Consider the following 16,947-nt stretch of genomic DNA (forward strand, 5'->3'; position numbering starts at 1 on the left):
GGCTGACGCGGGAGCTGCGATGAGGCGGATCGACTACGACACGGAGCAGTACCAGGACTACGCACGTGGCCGTGCGCTCTCCGAGCAGCAGCTGCGGACCTGGATCAGCGCCTTCGAAGCGGTGCTGCCCGAGCGGCGCCCACTGACGGGGCTGGACGTCGGCTCAGGGACCGGCAGGTACACCCCCGCGCTGGCGCGCACATTCGGGCCGGTGACCGGCGTCGAGCCGTCGGTCCGCATGCGGGAAGTGGCGCAGGCGCAGTCCCGGCATCCCGGGGTGCGGTATCTGGCAGGCTCCGCCGAGGACATACCGGTGCCGTCCGGCAGCGCCGACTACGCTCTCATGTTCCTGTCCTGGCACCACGTCCAGGACAAGCCGCGGGCGGTCCGAGAGCTGGCCAGGGTGCTCAAGCCCACTGGGCGGCTACTGCTGCGCGCGAATTTCTGCGACCACCATCCCAGGCCGTGGTGGCTGGAGCACTTCCCCCGCGGCTTCGAGGCGGACGCCTCGCTGTTTCAGCCGCTGCACGAGGTCATCGCGATGTTCACGTCGGCGGGCTGGCGCGTAGCCGGCTTCGGCACGGTCACCGAGCCGTCCGTCGGCACCCGCGCTGACATGCTCGAACGGTTGCGCCTGCGCACCCTCTCGTTCTTCGCCCAGCTCAGTCCCGACGAGCTGGAGGCCGGCTTCCGCCGCCTGGAGCAGGCCGTCGCCGCAGATCCCGACGCACCGGCGCCCGTGTTCTCCGAGCCGCTCCTCACGCTCGAACGCTCCCAGTAGTGCCGACGGCGCCTGCGGCTGTGGGCGTCAGCACTCCACGAAGATGCTCTTCCAACCCACGCCCGTCCCCTGCTTCGCGTTGCCCATGGCGGGCAGCGTGAAGTGCACCGGCCCTCTGGTGTTGATCTGGTTGTGCATCCGGCCGGCCTGGCCGGAGCCGTACCACTTGTACGACCCGCGGTAGCGGAGGTTGGTCACGCCGCACTTGTCGATGACCTGAGTCTGGCCGGTGAAGCCCGGCCCCTCGTAGGCCACGTACGTCGAGCCGGCGTCCTCGGCCGTCGAGGCGTTGGCGGCACCGCCCATGATTGCGACCAGGGAGGCAGAGACGGCGCAGACAAGGGCGATTCTCTTGATGCTCTTCACGTCGATTCTCCGGGTGCGTCGTGGCTTGTGTCCTGACGAGAGGAACATATGGATCAACCCTTGATCGTCACTTGCGCCCCACTTACACCACACATGACAACGGCAACGATCAGGAGTGGACGTCCCCGGTCGGCAGGGTCCGGTTCGCTCGCGGCGACCGGTGAAACCCGGTCGAGGGCGCCGTGAAACCGGCACCGCCGAAAGTGAAGCCATGAGCATCACAGAACTCGGACGTACCGAGGGCCGCCCCGCCCTCGACGGGGGCGCCGATCTGGCCGTACGCGCGCAAGGGCTGGTGAAGACGTTCGGCGAGCACCGCGCCGTCGACGGGATCGACCTGGAGGTACGCCCCGGTGAGATCTTCGGGGTCCTCGGCCCGAACGGCGCCGGCAAGACCACCACGATACGGATGCTGGCCACCCTGCTGACGATCGACGCGGGCCGCGCCGAGATCTTCGGGGTCGACGTAGCCGGCAACCCGCACATGATCCGCCAGCTGGTCGGCGTCACCGGACAGTACGCGTCGGTCGACGAGAACCTGACGGCCCGCGAGAACCTCTGGCTCTTCGGCCGCCTGCAGGGCATCGCCGCGCCGCGCGCCCGGCGCATCGCCACCGAACTGCTGGGCCAGTTCGGCCTGGAAGAGGCCGCCGACAAGGCGATCTCGCACTTCTCCGGAGGCATGCGCCGGCGCCTCGACCTGGCGGCCAGCCTGATCACCAGGCCACCGCTGATCTTCCTCGACGAGCCGACCACCGGTCTCGATCCGCGCACCCGCGGCCAGATGTGGGACACCATCCGCGGTCTGGTCGCCGACGGCTGCACGGTGCTGCTGACCACGCAATATCTGGACGAGGCCGATCAGCTCGCCGATCGTGTCGCCGTCATCGACCATGGCCGCAAAGTCGCCGAGGGCACGCCCGACGAGCTGAAGACCGAGGTCGGCAACTCCACACTCCAGCTGCTGCTCGCCGACCCGGGCGAGGTACCCGCGGCTGTGGAGGTCGTACGGCGCGTCCTCGGCGAGGACCCGGTACTCAGCCCGGAGCAGGGCCGCCTCAACGTCGCTCTCGACCAGGCCGACCTGGCCGCGGACGTACTGATCGCGCTGCGCACCGCCGGGGTGTCGATCTCCTCGGTGAGCGTGGCCAAGCCCAGCCTGGACGAGGTGTTCCTCGCCCTCACCGGTCACGAGACGAATGGGTCCGATGGGGCCGGCACGAAGGAGAACCGATGAGCACCATGATCGCACCCGCCCGCGAGGCGGTACGGGCCGCCGACCGTGTGGCGGCCGCCCGGCGGCGCGTCTCCATGGGGGAGACGATCGGCCAGACCCTGACGATGGCCTGGCGGGCCCTCAAGAAGATGCGCCGCAACCCGGAGCAGTTCTTCGACGTGACGCTGCAGCCCATCCTGTTCACCGCGATGTTCGCCTTCATCTTCGGCGGCGCCATCGCCGGTGACGTGGAGAGCTACCTCCCTCTGATGATCCCCGGCATCCTCGCCCAGACCGTGCTGACGACGTGCATGGCCACGGGCACGCAACTGCGCGAGGACATGGAGAAGGGCGTCTTCGACCGGTTCAAGTCGTTGCCGATCGCCCGGATCGCGCCGCTCGCCGGCCCCATGGTGGCCGACCTGGTGCGCTACGCGATCGCGGCCACTCTGACCTTCGGCATGGGCCTGGTGATGGGCTACCGCCCGGGTGGTGGAGCGGGCGGCGTGCTCGCCGCGATCCTGCTGGCGATCTTCACGGGCTGGTCGCTGGCGTGGGTCTTCACCTGGGTCGGCACCATAGCCCGCAGCGCCCAGGCGGTGCAGGGCATCTCCATGATGATCCTGTTCCCGCTGACGTTCCTGTCGAACGCGTTCGTCCCCGTCGAGACCCTGCCGGGCTGGCTGGCCGCGTTCGTCCGGTTCAACCCGGTCTCACACCTGGTCACGGCCACCCGCGACCTCGCCAACAGCGGCCTCGTCAGCGGAGAGGTGGCCTGGACGCTGCTGGCGTGCCTGATCGTCATCGCGATCTTCGCGCCGCTGTCGGTACGCAGCTACAAGCGGCACATGTGACGTGCGCCCGTCACGGCCGGAGACCCGCTCGACGAGACCGCGTGCCTCGTCGAGCAGGTCGGACCCGCGCCGATCGCCGTACTCGGCCCGCATGGCGGCGATCATCCCGGGCGCGGCCCGCTCCGCGTACGGTTCGATCCGCTCGAAGGCCATGCTGGGCATGCTGGTGTTGTACGCGAACCGTTCGGCCAGCACCAGCAACCCGATCGCGTCGCGCGGGGCCATGGCTCCGCGCAGCACCCCCCACGCGCCGAGCGCGAAGAGCATCGAGCCACACAGCGGATAGTCGAGAATCGGGTTGTCCGCGGCCAGCAGGTCGTAGCGCCGGAGGGTGGAGAACAGCTCCTCGCCGTACCAGGCGTCTTCCGGCGGCGCGTGGTACGCGTACGCCGTCAGAGTGACCGACACCGCCATGATCGTCCACGGCGCGATCTCCGTGTGCAACACCCCGGGCAGACGCAGGTCGTGCGCCCGCTGGACGGCCAGGCGGTATTCCGCGAGCGCGGCGGCCGTCCTGCCGCGGGCGAGGGCGAGCTCGGCCGCGCACAGCGAGGCCATCGCCACCCCGCCGAGCACGGTCTCGTTGTCGTTGATCCGGATGATCCCGGCGAGTTCGGCCTCCGCGGCGTCGAGGTCGCCGTCGGCGAGAGCGGAGATCAGCAGCAGCGCGCGGAGCTGGACCTCGTCGTCGGCGGCACCGATCCGGCTCAGCACCGGGATGGCGGTACGCGCGTGTCCGACCGCCCGCCGTCGGTCGCCGCGTTGCATGACCAGGTGGGCCAGCATGGCGTGCATGATCGCGGCGAACCACGGCCCCTCGTCCTCGCGGACCATCGTCAGGGTGAGCTCGGCGGCCTCGATCGCCCCGGTGACGTCTCCCGTGTTCTCCAGGACCTGGGCGTTCATCTGCGTCGCCGCCCAGACCACGTAGCGGTCGGTGCTCCGGGACAACTCCTCCAGCCGACGGCGCACGTCGGCGCCGTCGTCCGCGTCGCACGCGAGCAGCACCGTGGCCATCGCCGCGATTCGGGGATCCGTCGCGTCACTGGCCGGCAGCGTACGGAGAAGGTCGCGCATCGGACCGCTGCCGCGGTCGGTGAAGTTCAGACTGTTCATGAGCGTGATCAGCATGGCGGCCCTGGCCACCTCGGAGAGATGCGGCGGCGGCAGCCAGCCGCTGACCACCTGGGCGATCGCGTCGCGGTGAACGAGAATCCGGGAGTGGTCGCCGCGGATCGACCACAGCGCGCCGACGCCGGCCAGCAACTGGACCATCGTGACGGGATCGGGCTCGACGAGAGCCTGCCGGAGCAGATCGGCGAAGTTGCTCTCTTCCGCGTGCAACGCGTCGGCCGCCGCGAACTGCGCCGGGCCGAACAGCTTGGAGCCGTGTTCGAGGGCGTACGCCGTCGCCCAGGCCCGCTGCGCCGCCCGAGCGGACGCCTCTTCGCCGGCCTCCTTCAGCCGCATCCGCCCGAACTCCCTGACGGTCTCCAGCATCCGGTAGCGCAGGCCGTACGTCGTCTCGCGGACGCTCAGCATCGACTGCTCGGTCAGCGCGTTCACCACGTACAGGGCGTCCGAGCCCAGTACGTGCTCGGCCGCGGCCAGCGTGAAACCGTCGCCGAACAGCGACATCCACCGCAGCGCCAGCCGTTCCGGCTCGTCCAGCAGATTCCACGACCACTCGATGACCGCGAGCAGCGTCTGGTGCCGGTCGGGGGCCGTACGGTTCCCGCCGCGCAGCAGGGCGAACCGGTCCGCCAGGCGCCGCGCGATCTCCTCCACCGACATCGCCCGTACCTTGGCCGCCGCCAGCTCGATCGCGAGCGGCAGCCCGTCAAGGCGGGCGACGATCTCCTCGACCACTCCCTCGTCGATCCGCACACCCGGGCGAGCGGCCGTGGCGCGCTGGCGGAACAACTCCACCGCGTCGCCCGTGGGCAGCTCGCCGAGCGGGTAGACACGTTCGGCGGGGATCGACAGAGGGGCGCGCGAGGTCGTGAGCACCCGCAGGTCGCGGGTCGTCACGGTCAGGAACGCCACCAGGTCGGCGACGGCCTCGATCACGTGCTCGCAGTTGTCCAGGATCAGCAGCGCCGGAGCCTGATCGAGATGCTGGGCGATCCGGGCGCGAACGTCCGAGCGCTGCTCGGCGGTCAGGACACGACGCCCGCTGACCGAATCCCGAACCCCGAGTGCCGAGCCCACCTCGCCCACCACGCCCTCGGGCGAGGACACGCCGACGAGCTCGACGAAGTGAGCGACGGGCTGCGCGACGTCTCTGCCGACGACATGGGCCAGCCGCGTCTTGCCCAGCCCGCCAGGGCCGATGACGGAGACCACCCGGTTGGTCCGCAACAGGGCGTGCACCGCACGGATGTCGTCATCGCGGCCGAGCAACGAGGAGCCGTCGAACAGGATGCCCGCGCGCACCGGCCGGTCCGCGACGAGGAGTTCGGCGTACACGCGGGCGAGCTCGGGCCCCGGTTCGGTGCCGAGCCGCGCCACCAGGCCCGCGCGATACCGTTCGTAGCGCTCCAGAGCGGCGGCGGCACCTCGTACGGCGGCCTCGCTCCGCAGCAGGCAGGCCAGCAGCTCCTCGTCGTGCGGCCCGTCGGCCGCGGCCTCCTCCAGCAGCGGCAGCGCGGCCTCGTGAGCGCCGCTCCGGCCCCGCGCGATCGCCGCCACCCGCCGGGCCTCGGCCACCCACTTCGCTGCCATGCCCCTCAGCTCGGCGAGCGCGCCCATGGCACCGTCCGAGCCGCCGGCCACGAGAGCCATGGCCTCCTCGGCGCGGCGGCGCGCGAGCGCCACGTCGTCCTCGCCCAGTGCGGCCCGCGCCTCCTTCACCAGCGCGCCGACCAGCAGCGCGTCCACCCGATCGGCGGCCAGTCCGAGCCGGTAACCACGCGGGATCCGCACCACGACATCGGCACCGGTCGCCGCCCTGGTCCGCGAGACGACCACTTGCAGCGCTTTCGTCGGATTGGCCGGCGCCTCATCGGGCCACAGCTCCTCGACCAGGCGCTCGTCACTGACCCCTGCACGCCCGTGCAGGGCGAGCACGGACAGCAGGGTCTGCGCACGATCGCCGACCACGGGCACACCTTGCCAGCGGACGCCGTCGAGCAGGACCAGAGCGGGGGACACACCCTCAGCTTACGGACGAGTCGGACGTGAGCGGCGTGACCGCTCAGTCTGAAGCGGTCGAGTCGCGGAAGAGGAAGCTGTTCGAACGATCCGTGTGCAGGTAGTGGTGGAACCGCGTGGCCTTCGCCTGGGCCGTCCTGTCGGCGGTGACGATCGTGAGGACGACGTACCTCTTGGTCACGGCCACCCGCTGCTTGCCGTAGACGTACGTGTCGAGCAGCTTGTCCCGGCGCCACTTCACCGCCCGGGAGGAGCCCGCCAGGTGGACGGCCGTGGCCTTGGCCGCCTTCACGGTGGGGAAGGACATGATGACCTGGATCGCCGTGAGATGCCCTCGGTAGGCCTTATATGCCAGTTGAACGGCGCGCTCGCACTTGTTCCTGGCCAGCACGCCGGTCCGGTCCACCGGCGCGCAGGAGTCGTACGTCCAGCCGCCCACCTTCTCGGCCCTGAACGTGACGCCGCCCAGACGGAAGTTCCAATCGCCGTACGCGCCGGCGTCGATCGGAGAGTCCGGGCGGCGCTCGTTCTCGCCGGGGCTCGGCTCCTTGGGCTCGAGTGTGGGATCCGTGGTCGGCGAGGCCGCGGCGGTGCTCGGGTCGGGGGCCTTGAGGTACTTGTACACGCTGAACGTGAAGCCGCCCGGCAGAAGCACTGCCAGGATCACGACCAGAGCAGAAACGACACCGGGGTACTCCCGCGGACCGGGTTGCCGAGGGTGTCCCATGCGTCAATTGTGCTGTACTTCATTACCTTCTGCCCCAAAACACCGTCAGCAGAACATCGGCTTGCCAGCATCCTTCGGAACCTCCGGCATGGAGTTGACGACCTTCACGGTCATCACCGCCGTACTGGCGCCCGGAGTCTCCCTGACCTGTCCGCCCTCCTGCCGCCCGATCCAGCTCCGGTAGCCGAGGAACCGGTAGGTGGCCGGCTCGAAGATGAGCTCCCCACGCTCCCAGCCGTAGGGGTTCTCAAGCTTGAGCGAGGCGCCCACCCCGTGTCGTCCCGCGGGGTCGGTGAGGTCCTGGACGATGGTCACGGTCGGCAGCTTCGACAGCGCGCCGAAGACCGTGGCCCTGGTCCGGGACGAGGTGAGCGGGTCCTGCGCCAGCCCGAGCAACGAGCTCGCGACGACCTTCTCGACCCGCATGTCGATCTCGTCCTGGCCGAGGTCCGTCTCTCCTCGTCTGCGCTGGTCCGACCGGACGAACGTCTCCGCTCCCTGGCGGATCTTCGCCAGAACCCGATCAGGATCGGCGGGAAGATCGGCGGCCTGGAACGGCAGGCTCAGGGAGTGCTCGGGGCACTGCCCCGCGCGCTGATACTCCACCGTTCCGGGGGATTGCACGTGCTCAGGGCGCCCGCTGGTGGCGTGTGTCTGCCCGTACGTCGAGCGCGTCAGGGCCCTGCCGGGATCCCCGGCGGGCATCCATACCTCTCGGCGCAGGTCCTGGGTGTACTCGCCCTCGGAACCGCTGGCGAACGTGACGTTCTTCTGGTCGACGTAGACGAACTGCCCAGGCCCGGGCCGTATGTCCTCCCGGGCCGCGACCGAGGCCGCATGCCTCAGCAACTCGGCGGCGCTGGCCGGAGGGGTCCCGAACGGGGCGGACTCGTGATCGCCACGCACCACGACCAGTCCCGCGGTCACCGCCGCCGCGAGCCCCACGGCCACGCCGGCCCTCGTCGCCCACCAGCCGGCCGGGAATCCGCGAAGAGACCGCCGACGTGGCCGCGCCGGCTGACGGTGGCCGCTCCCGGTCCGCTCAGCCTCGATCTCTTCGGCCACCAGCACCCATGCGCGCGCGGTCACCTCGGGCGCGGGCCCGGGCAGGCTGTCGCGGTGGGCCTTGATCGCTTCGAGTTCGTTCATCACAGTGCCTCCCCGGCGGAACCGATGATCTTGCGGAGTTTCTTGCGGGCGCGGTTGAGACGTGATCCCACCGTTCCCTGAGGTATGCCGAGAGCCTCGGCCACCTCCTCGTAGCTGAGTTGAGCGCAGGCGACCAGCAGCAGGACGTCCCTGTCCCCGGACGAGAGCCGGGCTAGACCGGCGGCCAGCCGCGGTTGCATGACCGCGGCGGAGACCCGCTGCACCACGCGCTCGTCGTGACTGGCGATCTCCGTGGCATCGGCGCTCCTGGCCAGCGCCCGATACCTGCGCGCCTCACCGCGACGGTGCTCGGCGACCAGGTTGGAGGCGATGCCGTACAGCCAGGGCCGGGCGCTGGGGCAGGTGAGGTCGAAACGGTCCCGGCTACGAAAGGCGCGCAGAAAGGTTTCCGCCGCGAGGTCATCCGCGGCCGACTCACCCAGGCGCAGGTGAACATAGCGGTGGATGGATGCGAAATAGCGATCGAAGACGGCGCCGAAGCGATCAGGGTGACGCCACGACGCCTCGATCACCTGCGCGTCGGTGCCCTCGCTGGGAGGTGCCGAATCTTGGAGGGGAGCTGTCATGCATGCCGGCCTTTCAGGCGATTACCTCGGAACACCCCTAGTTCGGCGAACCCCCCATTCCTCTTCACGGTCCATCACGCCGGCTACGAAGCACACCTACCGGCAACACTGTCCCGGCTCAGACCCCCGGGGAGAAGGCCCGCATCAGCACGGCACCGGTCGCGAACGCCAGTGCCACGCACAACGGGGTGTAGAGCAGCAGGTTGAGCCAGTAGAACGGGGTGCCGGTGTCCGTGCCCAGCCCGAAGGCCCAGGCGAGGCCGAGTTCCGCACGCGCGAGCAGCCCGCCGCCCAGAGCGAGAGCGACCGCCTTGGCGAGCCGACCGCCCCGCCCGCGGGAGACGGCGACCACCGAGAGGGCGGCGACGGTGAGCACGACGATCAGGGGTACGAGGCTACGCACCGTGAAGGGCGTGTCGAAGTTGAGCAACGCCAGGGAGAGCGCTCGCGGGTCCGCCGCCGGCCGTACCAGCCAGGAAAGGTGAAGGAACGCGTCGAGCAGCAGGACGGCGGCGACGAAGGCCGCTGGGAGTGAGATTCTCATGCCCGGCAGGAGGCGCGGAAATCGCCGGTGGTTCCATGGAACCTTCTCCACGGTCGACGCCTCTGGATGGATATGACTTGGCCTGTTGCTGATCTGGACCCGGTGCGGAGGCTGCGGGTGCTCGCCTCCGCCATCCCCGGGGCGTACATGGCGGAACGCGTCATCCCCGCCCCGTTCGAGGACGTCTGGTCCGTGGTGAGTGCCCTGGAAGAGGAGTTCGGCACCTTCGAGCCGGACATGCGCCGCCTGACCATCGTGTCCGGGCACGGGAGCGAGCGCCTGGTGGCCAAGGCGCGAAGCAGGTACGGCATGCGTGCGAGGTTCGACGTCGAGCTGCGGCCCGGCTGGTGCTGGATGCAGAGCAGGTTCCTGATCGTCGGCGTCGCGGCGGCAGCCGTACCGGGAGGAACCCTGGTCGCCCAGACGGGAGGAGTCCGCGTCCCCGGCCGGGCGGCGCTGGTGCCCCTGGGCGTGCGGGCCGCGGGAGAGAAGGCGCTGGCCAGGCTCGAGGCGAGGGTCGTGCGTCGATGAGCGCCGACCTGGTACGCGCCGCGCAGGGCGGCGACACGATGGCCATGAACGACCTGCTGAGCGAGCTGACGCCCTACCTCGGCCGGATCTGCGGGCCCATCGCGCTCGACAACGGGTCCGACGCCGTCCAGGAGTCGCTGATCGCGATCTTCCGGAACCTGGGGAGCCTGCGCGATCCGCAGGCGCTCCACGGCTGGGCCCGGGCGATAGCCGTACGGGAAGCAGTCAGGATCGCGAAACGGCGGCACCACGCGGTGGAGCTCGCCGAACTCCCGTCGAGGCAGGACGTCGAGAGCGCGGTGGACATCCGCGACGTGCTCGAGCGCCTGCCACCCGAGCATCGGGCGGTGCTGGTCCTGCGTGACCTGGAGGGGTTGCCGGAGGAGGAGGCGGCACGGCTCCTGCGCGTACCGGAGGGGACGGTCAAATCGCGCCTGCACCGCGCCCGCCGGAGCTTCCGCAAAGCGTGGCAGTCGTGAGGAACCTCCCGAGGCTCGCTCGCCTCCTTCTGGTGGAATCCCACAGAACGGAGAGCATCCATGAGACCTCGCACGCTCGCGGTCCTGAGCCTGATCCTCACCCTTGCCGTCGGCGCCGCCCTTTATGGCGCGTACGGCTACCGCCCAGCCGTGGCCGCCTACCGGCCGCCGGCGAACGCGCGGTTCCTCGACACCCCACTCGCCCGCTTCCACTACGTCAAGGAGGGCTCCGGCACCCCCGTCGTACTGCTGTCGCCCGGGGCCTCATGGACGTACGGCTGGCGCCGTCAGGTGCCGGAGCTCGCCCGCGACCACACGGTCTACGTCGTGGACCTCCCCGGTCAGGGATTCACCCGGCTGAAGGACCGCGACTTCACCTGGGACCTGAGGGGGATGACCACGGCGATCAACATGTTCCTGAACGCGGCGCGCATCGAGCGTCCCGCACTCGGTGGGCTGTCGTGGAGCGGCGGCTGGGCGCTGACCTACGCCCAGCGCCACCCCGACCGCGTCAGCCGCCTGCTCCTGCTGTCCCCCTCCGGCGCCGCCACTCGCGATACCTGGGTGTACGAACTCATGAAGTACCCGGTCATCGGGGAGCTGTGGAACAACTGGTACTACGCCGACAGGTCCAGCTCCCGCGCCGCGCTCGACCGCATCCACGTCAACCGGAGCAGGATCCTGGAGCAGGACGTCGACGCGTTCTGGGCACCCGGCACCTTCCCCGACAACCTGGAGAGCCAGGTCCTGCTCGAACGCGGCCTGGACTGGCGCGAAACCCTGGCCGCCATGCGGTCCACCGCCACTCCCACCTTGGTGATCTGGGGCCGCCAGGACACCGTCAACCCGGTGTGGCAGGCCCGGGAGTACGCTCGCCGGATGCCTGGCGTGCAGGTGCGCGAACTCGACGGCTGCGGCCACGCGCTGACCACCGATTGTCCCGAGGAGGTCGTACGGCTGATGGCGGACTACCTGGCTTCAGGGCCCGCATCTCCCTGATCTCCGGCACACGGGAACACGCCCGCGGCCCGGTCCGACGGACCTCAAGGCCCGTTTGGGGCGTGCTCCACCAGCACGCCACGCGCCGCCGGCCGATGAGACGGTGTCATCGGAGGAACTGCACGACTGACCGGAACGCGCGGGAAGTCGAGACACGGAGGGACGTCGGGGTCTCGTGCCGCAGCCCACGGGCTTGACGCCCTCGCCCGCGGCGCGCTCACCCAAGAACCCGTCGGGCACATAACGGGCACGACCCCAAAGACTAGGCCGTTGACCTGGTCTTTCGTACGAGTAGAGCTAGGAGATTCGAACTCCTGACTTCCTGCTTGCAACCGATTTGATCTTGAAGAATATAGCCCTCGATGCGCTCGAACGGGTCCCCGCAAGTGACCGCCCTTAATAGCACGCTAATGGCACGGCGATCAGGCCAAAATGCGCCTCCTCCCACGGCCCCGGGCCCGACACTGCCCAGCGGGCGGAGGCTGAGGAGCAAAGCCATGGACCATCGATCGCCCCAGGCCACGTACAGGCGACCGTGAGGGGCGTATCAATGCCGTACATACCACTCACCAAACCGTATTAGCAGCCCAGGAAGGACCGTCCCACATTGTCCATGTGGGCCCCGCCAACTCCGGCCACACGCCGCCACCCGGGAAGACGGCCGCCCCAGGTTTCTTGAGACGCGTCCCGGCGTCGGCAACTAATATGCGCGGCATGTCGTCTCCGTCCCGCCATGAGGTACCGGTTATTCGTCCTGCTGCCTGGCGTGTGCAGCCAACTTGGACCAGTCTGCTGCCGAAGGGCGTGAAGTCATGCCCGCCGGTGGGCACCACCGACGGCCACACCAATTGGGTGGCGGCGGTGACGACCGCGGTCTTCGACGGCCGTGTCGTGGCGGTCACCGGGGGCGGCGACGACACCGTACGGGTTTGGGATCTGTCAACCGGCGAGCTGGTCGGCGCCCCATGGACCGGTCACACGAACGCGGTGCGGGCGCTGGCGATGTCCGTTCTGGACGGTCGCCCCGTTGTGGTCAGCGGTGGGGACGACGACACCGTACGGGTGTGGGAACTCGCGTCCGGTAGGCCGGTGGGCGAGCCGTTCCACCTTCAGGCTGACAGCGTGCAGGCCCTCGCGATCGCGGAACGCCATGGCCGCCAGGTGGTGGTCACCGGTTGCTACGACAAGACGGTACGGGTGTGGGACCTGGAAACGCGGCAGGAGGTGATGGCACCGATCCGCGGCCACACCGGCCCGGTGTACGCCGTGGCGACCGCGATGCTGGACGGCCGCTGGGTGGCTGTCACGGGCGGCGACCGAACGGTCCGGGTATGGGACCTGGATACCGGTGATCCGGTGGGCAGCCCGTTCACCGGCCACAGTGGGTACGTGAGCGCGGTTGCGGTCGCGGAGCTGACTGCCGGCCATCTGGTGGTCGTCTCCGGTGGCTACCAGACGACCACACGCGTGTCGGACCTGGCCACCGGACTGCCGGTCGGTGACCTTCCCCGATCTGCGGACTTGGAGGCCGTGACGACCACGGTCGTACACGGCCGACTGGTGGCGATCACCTGCAACTCCAATGAGCCGACCATCCAGGTGTGGGACCTGAAAACGGCCGAGCTGGTCGGGGAGCTGTTCCCTCAGCATCGCCGTACGGTGCATGCGGTGGCGACGGCAGTGGTGGACGGCCGGCAGGTGGTGGTGTCGAGTTGCGACGCTGGGTCGGTCCGGGTGTCCGATCTGGTCGTCGGCCAACCGGCCGACAAGCCGGTTCGCCACGACGCCGCGATCACGGCGGTGGCCACCACGTCAGTGGCCGGCCGACCGGTGGCGGTCACCGGCAGCGATGACGAAACCGTACGAGTATGGGATCTGGAAACCGGCGACCAGGTGTGCCAGCCGCTCACGGACCACACCGGCGCCGTCACCGCCGTGGCCGCGACCCAAGTGGACGGTCGCGCGGTGGCGATCACCGGAGGCAAGGACAGCAAAGTTCACCTCTGGGACCTCGCACTGGGGAAAGCGGCCGGAGCACCGTTGACCACCCACCGCCGCCCGATAACCGCGGTCGCGGCCGACAACACGAACGACCTGCCCCGGGCCATCACCGCCAGCGACGACAAGACCATCCGGGTATGGGATCTCCGCACCGGCGAAGAGACCGGCAACCCCCGCAAGAGCGACCATCGATGGGTACAAGACCTCACCACCACCACGCTCGACGACCAGCCCGTCGCCCTCCTCGGACGGTGGGGCGGCGGCTTCCGGGTCCGCGACCTCACCGCAAACCGCGACACCGGACTCCAGACGACCGGTAGCAACGGCAAGCCGGTACGCCTCGTGGCCGCCACCATCGTGGACGGACGACCCATCGCCATCACCACGAACGACGACTGGCGCGACCCAGCGATGAAGGTATGGGACGTCGCCACCGCTCAGCAGATCGGCCAGCTTTCGATGGGAACCGTGGTCGCACTCGCCGCCACCACGATCGACGGCCACCCCATCGCAGTCGCCGCCAGCCACAGGACGGTAGCGGCATGGAGCCTCACCACCTTTGACAGGATCAGCCCTGACATCGAATTCCTCGACTCGGTCAACGCCGTCGCTGCCACCCCACAAGGCCACATCGTCGTCTGCTTCGACCGTGACATCGCCGTACTCACCGCAACCCGATCGAGCTGACTGTGGCATGGACGAGCTGGCCCAGGACCACTCCGGGGTCGATCCATTTGGTCACCACCACATCGAACTCCGGAACTCCACGCGAGGCATCGGCGATCTCCCGGGAATGCTCAGGTTGGACGGTCGCCGCAGCACGGTCCCGCAGCGCGGTAGTACTCATAGAAGACACCCACGTAAGCGCTCCTGTCCCGGGGTCCATGGCGAGATGGCCGCCTTTTGGCAGGTGGAAACGCTAGGGCATGCGACTGACATTACGCGTGGGGAGACTCGCTTGAGGCGAACGCGCCTTCCATGACCGGTGGCGGACATCCGCTGAGCGTTCTTGGGCGGGCCGCGTCTCAACCCGCAGGCAGGGTGAGCGCGTGGCCATGCAGATCCTTCGTCACTCGCAGATCGCGGTGACCATGAACATCTACAGCGAAGTGTCCTCCGAAGAGACACGTAAGGCACTCAAGCGCCTAGGAGATCATCTAGAACGCTAGAGGTAAAAGGATCTATCACGAAAGGCCACCCCTGCCGGGTGGCCTTCTGGCAGTTCTCGGCTTTGTACTGCAGCCGATCTCTACCCTTCCATTGCCAACGCTCGTAACGTCAGCAGTCATGGCAGATGTCGTGATTTGGGTGAAGCCCTACGAACGCAAGAATCACAACCCAGGCACAGAGGGATACAAGGGCCTATGCGGCTGGCACGGGACGACCTCCGGGCGGGGGCCGTGTCCCTATCCCGCAGGAGCAGGGTGAGCGTGTGGAGAACGGTTGAGGCTGTAGCTGTACTTTGCAGCTGTACAAGACTGCAACCCATGGCGATCAAACCTAGGGGCCTTCGAGGCGGCGGGGAGGACCATATGATCATCTAGTGTCCGATCTTACTCTCTATGAAGTTATTGGCTTAGTTGTTCCCGGACTGTTCGTCTGCATCCTCGTCTTGTGGGCGGTGGGCGTGATCCGGGTCTTCAGACAGCGTCGCGTACTCCGATACACCGACCGTTTCAGAGCTGAGGAGCTCACCGGGCGCGTTCGTCAGCTCAAGGTCCGCGGGTACGAGGAACAAGCAATCCAGCTCGTTCAGCATGAACTCGGAATGCCAGCGAGGAAGGCCCGCTCCTGGGTGAAATCCATCTGAGGCGGCCAACGGCGGCGACCTGGACGTCACGCATGTCCACCGTGCTTCAACCCAAGCTACTGACGCCTTGCTTGCAAATAGCTACGACGATCTTGGCTGACGTGCGGGAACGCAGGTGAAGGCGCCCCGTGACTCCCCGCCGTGGCCCTCGGTTTCCCGTCCCATCGGGCACGCAACGGGCGCGGCTCCGCGACAAGCCTCACATGCATATCCAGCAGTAGAGCAACTGATCTTCTTCCTTGGCGCGCCGTGCCAAACCAACGAATGCTTCGATGAGCGACAGCAGATACCCGTTGTCGGCGCTCCAAGTGCTGAACTCCTCGATTTCCGCCCACTGCCGCGCGAGTTCGGGCAGACGTTCGTCATCCACATTCGCGAGAGCGTCTCGTACAGATGCCGACAGTTCCTCGATCCCCGGGCCGTCTAGGTAGGGAGAGTCCTCCGGCATCGCGTCCCACTCTTCCTCCGTCGTGGGCGCGCCTTCTGGCGGGGGGTAGATCTCCTCCATCTCGACAAGATCAACAGACCAGGGGACACCTCGAATGAACCCGATGAGTTGGCCGAGAATCACCCCTGGGTCGATGAACTTCGCGTCCACTCCGTCGAAAGAGGGCTGGCCTGGCAGGACACGGACTCCGGCGCGTCCGAGGTCTGGCCTCACCGTCGCTGCCTCGCGGTTCGCGGCTCGATAGTAGTCGTACAGGACGCCCATAGAGAGACTCCGGCCTCGCGGTCATCGGTGCTTGAGCGACGCCAGATTAGGGGATGCGAACGGCGACGGGGAGATCAGGCCCACCTCAGGCCACCCGATGCCCTTGTTGGTCGCGTTCATCTCGGAGCCTGAGGCCCCGCCGGAGGCTGCTTGAAGCGCGCTCAATGAAGAGGTAGCGGCGTGGCCGGCGGAATGCCGTAGGGACCCGAAGGGCGAGCGTTGAGCGGGTTCGGCCGACGACGGCGCGGCCTGGTCCTGTGCGGTGGGTTTGGGACGCACGGCGCGGCGGGCGTACGGCGGCGCGCCGCGCCGCCGCTTGAACAAGGACGGCCATCGGCGTTTCGGCAACATCCGCAAGCTGCCCTCGGGCCGGTTCCAGATCCGCTGCCCCGGACCGGACGGACGGTTGCACGCCGGAGCAACGACGTACGGCACCAAGACGGATGCTGACCGGACGCTCACGCTCATCGAGGCTCAGATGATCTCGGGAGAGTGGACAGACCCGGATCGCGGCAAGATCCAGCTCGCCGACTACGCCCGTGCATGGATCAAGGAACGACCGGGGCTGCGGCCGAAGACGGTGGAGCTGTATACCTGGCTGCTCGAACGCCATGTCGTTCCGACGCTCGGCGGGGTCGCCGTCAGCAAGCTTCCTGCCCAGATGATCCGCACCTGGCGTTCAGATCTTCTCGGCAACGGCGTGTCGGTCTCAACGGCGGCCAAGGCCTATCGCCTGCTGCGGGCGGTACTGATGACAGCCGTCGAAGAGGACAAGCTGATCGCCCGCAACCCGTGCCGGATCAAGGGCGCCGACAACGAGCACACTCCCGAGCGGACGACGCCTTCGTGTTCCTCGGCAAGCGCGGCGCGTTCCTGCGAGGCGGCAACTTCCGGCGGGAAGCCAAGTGGTCGGAAGCGCCCAAGGAGATGGGGCTTCAAGGCCTAGCCTGCGGCTTTCACGGCGAATTTGAGCCGACCTGATCGTTCACATAAGAAAAGTGCCCTTGAGCTGGGATGATCGGACTTGTCTAAGGCCCC

At 68.4% G+C, this 16,947-nt stretch carries 15 protein-coding genes and 1 pseudogene; 9 read left to right on the top strand and 7 right to left on the bottom strand.

Translation table 11 applies throughout. The features are described from left to right. The first annotated feature begins 19 nt into the window (after window positions 1-19). Window positions 20-781 (top strand): class I SAM-dependent methyltransferase, encoded by a 762-nt coding sequence (locus AB0L65_RS61225; protein WP_364266718.1) that lies wholly within the window; start codon window positions 20-22, stop codon window positions 779-781. Between the two features lie 27 nt (window positions 782-808). Here the strand turns inward: AB0L65_RS61225 and AB0L65_RS61230 are convergent, their stop codons facing one another. Further along, window positions 809-1,147, bottom strand: a complete 339-nt coding sequence (locus tag AB0L65_RS61230) for a MiAMP1 family antimicrobial peptide (protein WP_350742186.1) — start codon at window positions 1,145-1,147, stop codon at window positions 809-811. A gap of 211 nt (window positions 1,148-1,358) precedes the next feature. On the opposite strand from AB0L65_RS61230, the gene AB0L65_RS61235 reads away from it, so the two are divergent. After that, a complete protein-coding gene (locus AB0L65_RS61235; RefSeq protein ID WP_364266721.1) occupies window positions 1,359-2,384 on the top strand; it encodes an ATP-binding cassette domain-containing protein in 1,026 nt (341 codons plus the stop codon). Further along, window positions 2,381-3,217, top strand: coding sequence for an ABC transporter permease (locus AB0L65_RS61240; protein ID WP_364266724.1), 837 nt, complete (start codon window positions 2,381-2,383; stop codon window positions 3,215-3,217). The genes AB0L65_RS61235 and AB0L65_RS61240 overlap by 4 nt, the downstream gene beginning before the upstream one ends. 1,686 nt (window positions 3,218-4,903) lie before the next feature. Here AB0L65_RS61240 and AB0L65_RS61245 read toward each other — a convergent pair. The 5 genes and pseudogenes from AB0L65_RS61245 to AB0L65_RS61265 form a co-directional block, all read right to left on the bottom strand. Continuing rightward, window positions 4,904-6,370: pseudogene (locus tag AB0L65_RS61245) on the bottom strand (BTAD domain-containing putative transcriptional regulator); the annotation flags it as partial. Between the two features lie 43 nt (window positions 6,371-6,413). Further along, window positions 6,414-7,037, bottom strand: a complete 624-nt coding sequence (locus AB0L65_RS61250) for a hypothetical protein (RefSeq protein WP_364266727.1) — start codon at window positions 7,035-7,037, stop codon at window positions 6,414-6,416. Between the two features lie 105 nt (window positions 7,038-7,142). Continuing rightward, window positions 7,143-8,246: a CU044_5270 family protein gene (locus AB0L65_RS61255; RefSeq protein ID WP_364266730.1), complete on the bottom strand. Its 1,104-nt coding sequence runs from the start codon at window positions 8,244-8,246 to the stop codon at window positions 7,143-7,145. Continuing rightward, window positions 8,246-8,779, bottom strand: a complete 534-nt coding sequence (locus tag AB0L65_RS61260; RefSeq protein WP_364266733.1) for an RNA polymerase sigma factor — start codon at window positions 8,777-8,779, stop codon at window positions 8,246-8,248. Before AB0L65_RS61260 ends, AB0L65_RS61255 begins: the two co-directional genes overlap by 1 nt. Before the next feature lie 172 nt (window positions 8,780-8,951). Continuing rightward, window positions 8,952-9,377: a hypothetical protein gene (locus tag AB0L65_RS61265; protein ID WP_364266736.1), complete on the bottom strand. Its 426-nt coding sequence runs from the start codon at window positions 9,375-9,377 to the stop codon at window positions 8,952-8,954. Between the two features lie 72 nt (window positions 9,378-9,449). Here AB0L65_RS61265 and AB0L65_RS61270 point away from each other — a divergent pair, with 72 nt between their 5' ends. The 5 genes from AB0L65_RS61270 to AB0L65_RS61290 all read left to right on the top strand — a co-directional run bounded on the left by AB0L65_RS61270 (window position 9,450) and on the right by AB0L65_RS61290 (window position 15,197). Further along, complete coding sequence (locus AB0L65_RS61270; RefSeq protein WP_364266739.1) at window positions 9,450-9,908, top strand: hypothetical protein; 459 nt, start codon at window positions 9,450-9,452, stop codon at window positions 9,906-9,908. Then, complete coding sequence (locus AB0L65_RS61275) at window positions 9,905-10,387, top strand: RNA polymerase sigma factor (protein ID WP_364266742.1); 483 nt, start codon at window positions 9,905-9,907, stop codon at window positions 10,385-10,387. The genes AB0L65_RS61270 and AB0L65_RS61275 overlap by 4 nt, the downstream gene beginning before the upstream one ends. A 60-nt stretch (window positions 10,388-10,447) precedes the next feature. Beyond that, window positions 10,448-11,386, top strand: a complete 939-nt coding sequence (locus AB0L65_RS61280) for an alpha/beta hydrolase (RefSeq protein WP_364266745.1) — start codon at window positions 10,448-10,450, stop codon at window positions 11,384-11,386. A gap of 822 nt (window positions 11,387-12,208) precedes the next feature. Then, a complete protein-coding gene (locus AB0L65_RS61285; protein WP_364266748.1) occupies window positions 12,209-14,074 on the top strand; it encodes a WD40 repeat domain-containing protein in 1,866 nt (621 codons plus the stop codon). A gap of 856 nt (window positions 14,075-14,930) precedes the next feature. Beyond that, on the top strand, window positions 14,931-15,197 hold the full coding sequence (locus AB0L65_RS61290) for a hypothetical protein (RefSeq protein WP_364266751.1): 267 nt from the start codon (window positions 14,931-14,933) through the stop codon (window positions 15,195-15,197). Window positions 15,198-15,396: 199 nt separating this feature from the next. On the opposite strand, the gene AB0L65_RS61295 is transcribed toward AB0L65_RS61290, so the two are convergent. Then, complete coding sequence (locus AB0L65_RS61295) at window positions 15,397-15,909, bottom strand: hypothetical protein (RefSeq protein ID WP_364266754.1); 513 nt, start codon at window positions 15,907-15,909, stop codon at window positions 15,397-15,399. Window positions 15,910-16,171: 262 nt separating this feature from the next. Between AB0L65_RS61295 and AB0L65_RS61300 the strand changes: the two genes are divergently transcribed. Then, window positions 16,172-16,855 (top strand): hypothetical protein, encoded by a 684-nt coding sequence (locus AB0L65_RS61300; protein ID WP_364266757.1) that lies wholly within the window; start codon window positions 16,172-16,174, stop codon window positions 16,853-16,855. Window positions 16,856-16,947 lie beyond the last annotated feature (92 nt).

The sequence above is a fragment of the Nonomuraea sp. NPDC052116 genome, from assembly GCF_040680035.1.
Taxonomy (GTDB): domain Bacteria; phylum Actinomycetota; class Actinomycetes; order Streptosporangiales; family Streptosporangiaceae; genus Nonomuraea; species Nonomuraea angiospora_A.

Bases quoted from the DNA above. Each gene is read 5' to 3' on its own strand.
- AB0L65_RS61225 (WP_364266718.1), top strand. From the start codon at position 20: ATGAGGCGGATCGACTACGACACGGAGCAGTACCAGGACTACGCACGT.
- AB0L65_RS61240 (WP_364266724.1), top strand. From the start codon at position 2,381: ATGAGCACCATGATCGCACCCGCCCGCGAGGCGGTACGGGCCGCCGAC.
- AB0L65_RS61270 (WP_364266739.1), top strand. From the start codon at position 9,450: ATGACTTGGCCTGTTGCTGATCTGGACCCGGTGCGGAGGCTGCGGGTG.
- AB0L65_RS61235 (WP_364266721.1), top strand. From the start codon at position 1,359: ATGAGCATCACAGAACTCGGACGTACCGAGGGCCGCCCCGCCCTCGAC.
- AB0L65_RS61255 (WP_364266730.1), bottom strand. From the start codon at position 8,246: ATGAACGAACTCGAAGCGATCAAGGCCCACCGCGACAGCCTGCCCGGG.
- AB0L65_RS61295 (WP_364266754.1), bottom strand. From the start codon at position 15,909: ATGGGCGTCCTGTACGACTACTATCGAGCCGCGAACCGCGAGGCAGCG.
- AB0L65_RS61280 (WP_364266745.1), top strand. From the start codon at position 10,448: ATGAGACCTCGCACGCTCGCGGTCCTGAGCCTGATCCTCACCCTTGCC.
- AB0L65_RS61265 (WP_364266736.1), bottom strand. From the start codon at position 9,377: ATGAGAATCTCACTCCCAGCGGCCTTCGTCGCCGCCGTCCTGCTGCTC.
- AB0L65_RS61275 (WP_364266742.1), top strand. From the start codon at position 9,905: ATGAGCGCCGACCTGGTACGCGCCGCGCAGGGCGGCGACACGATGGCC.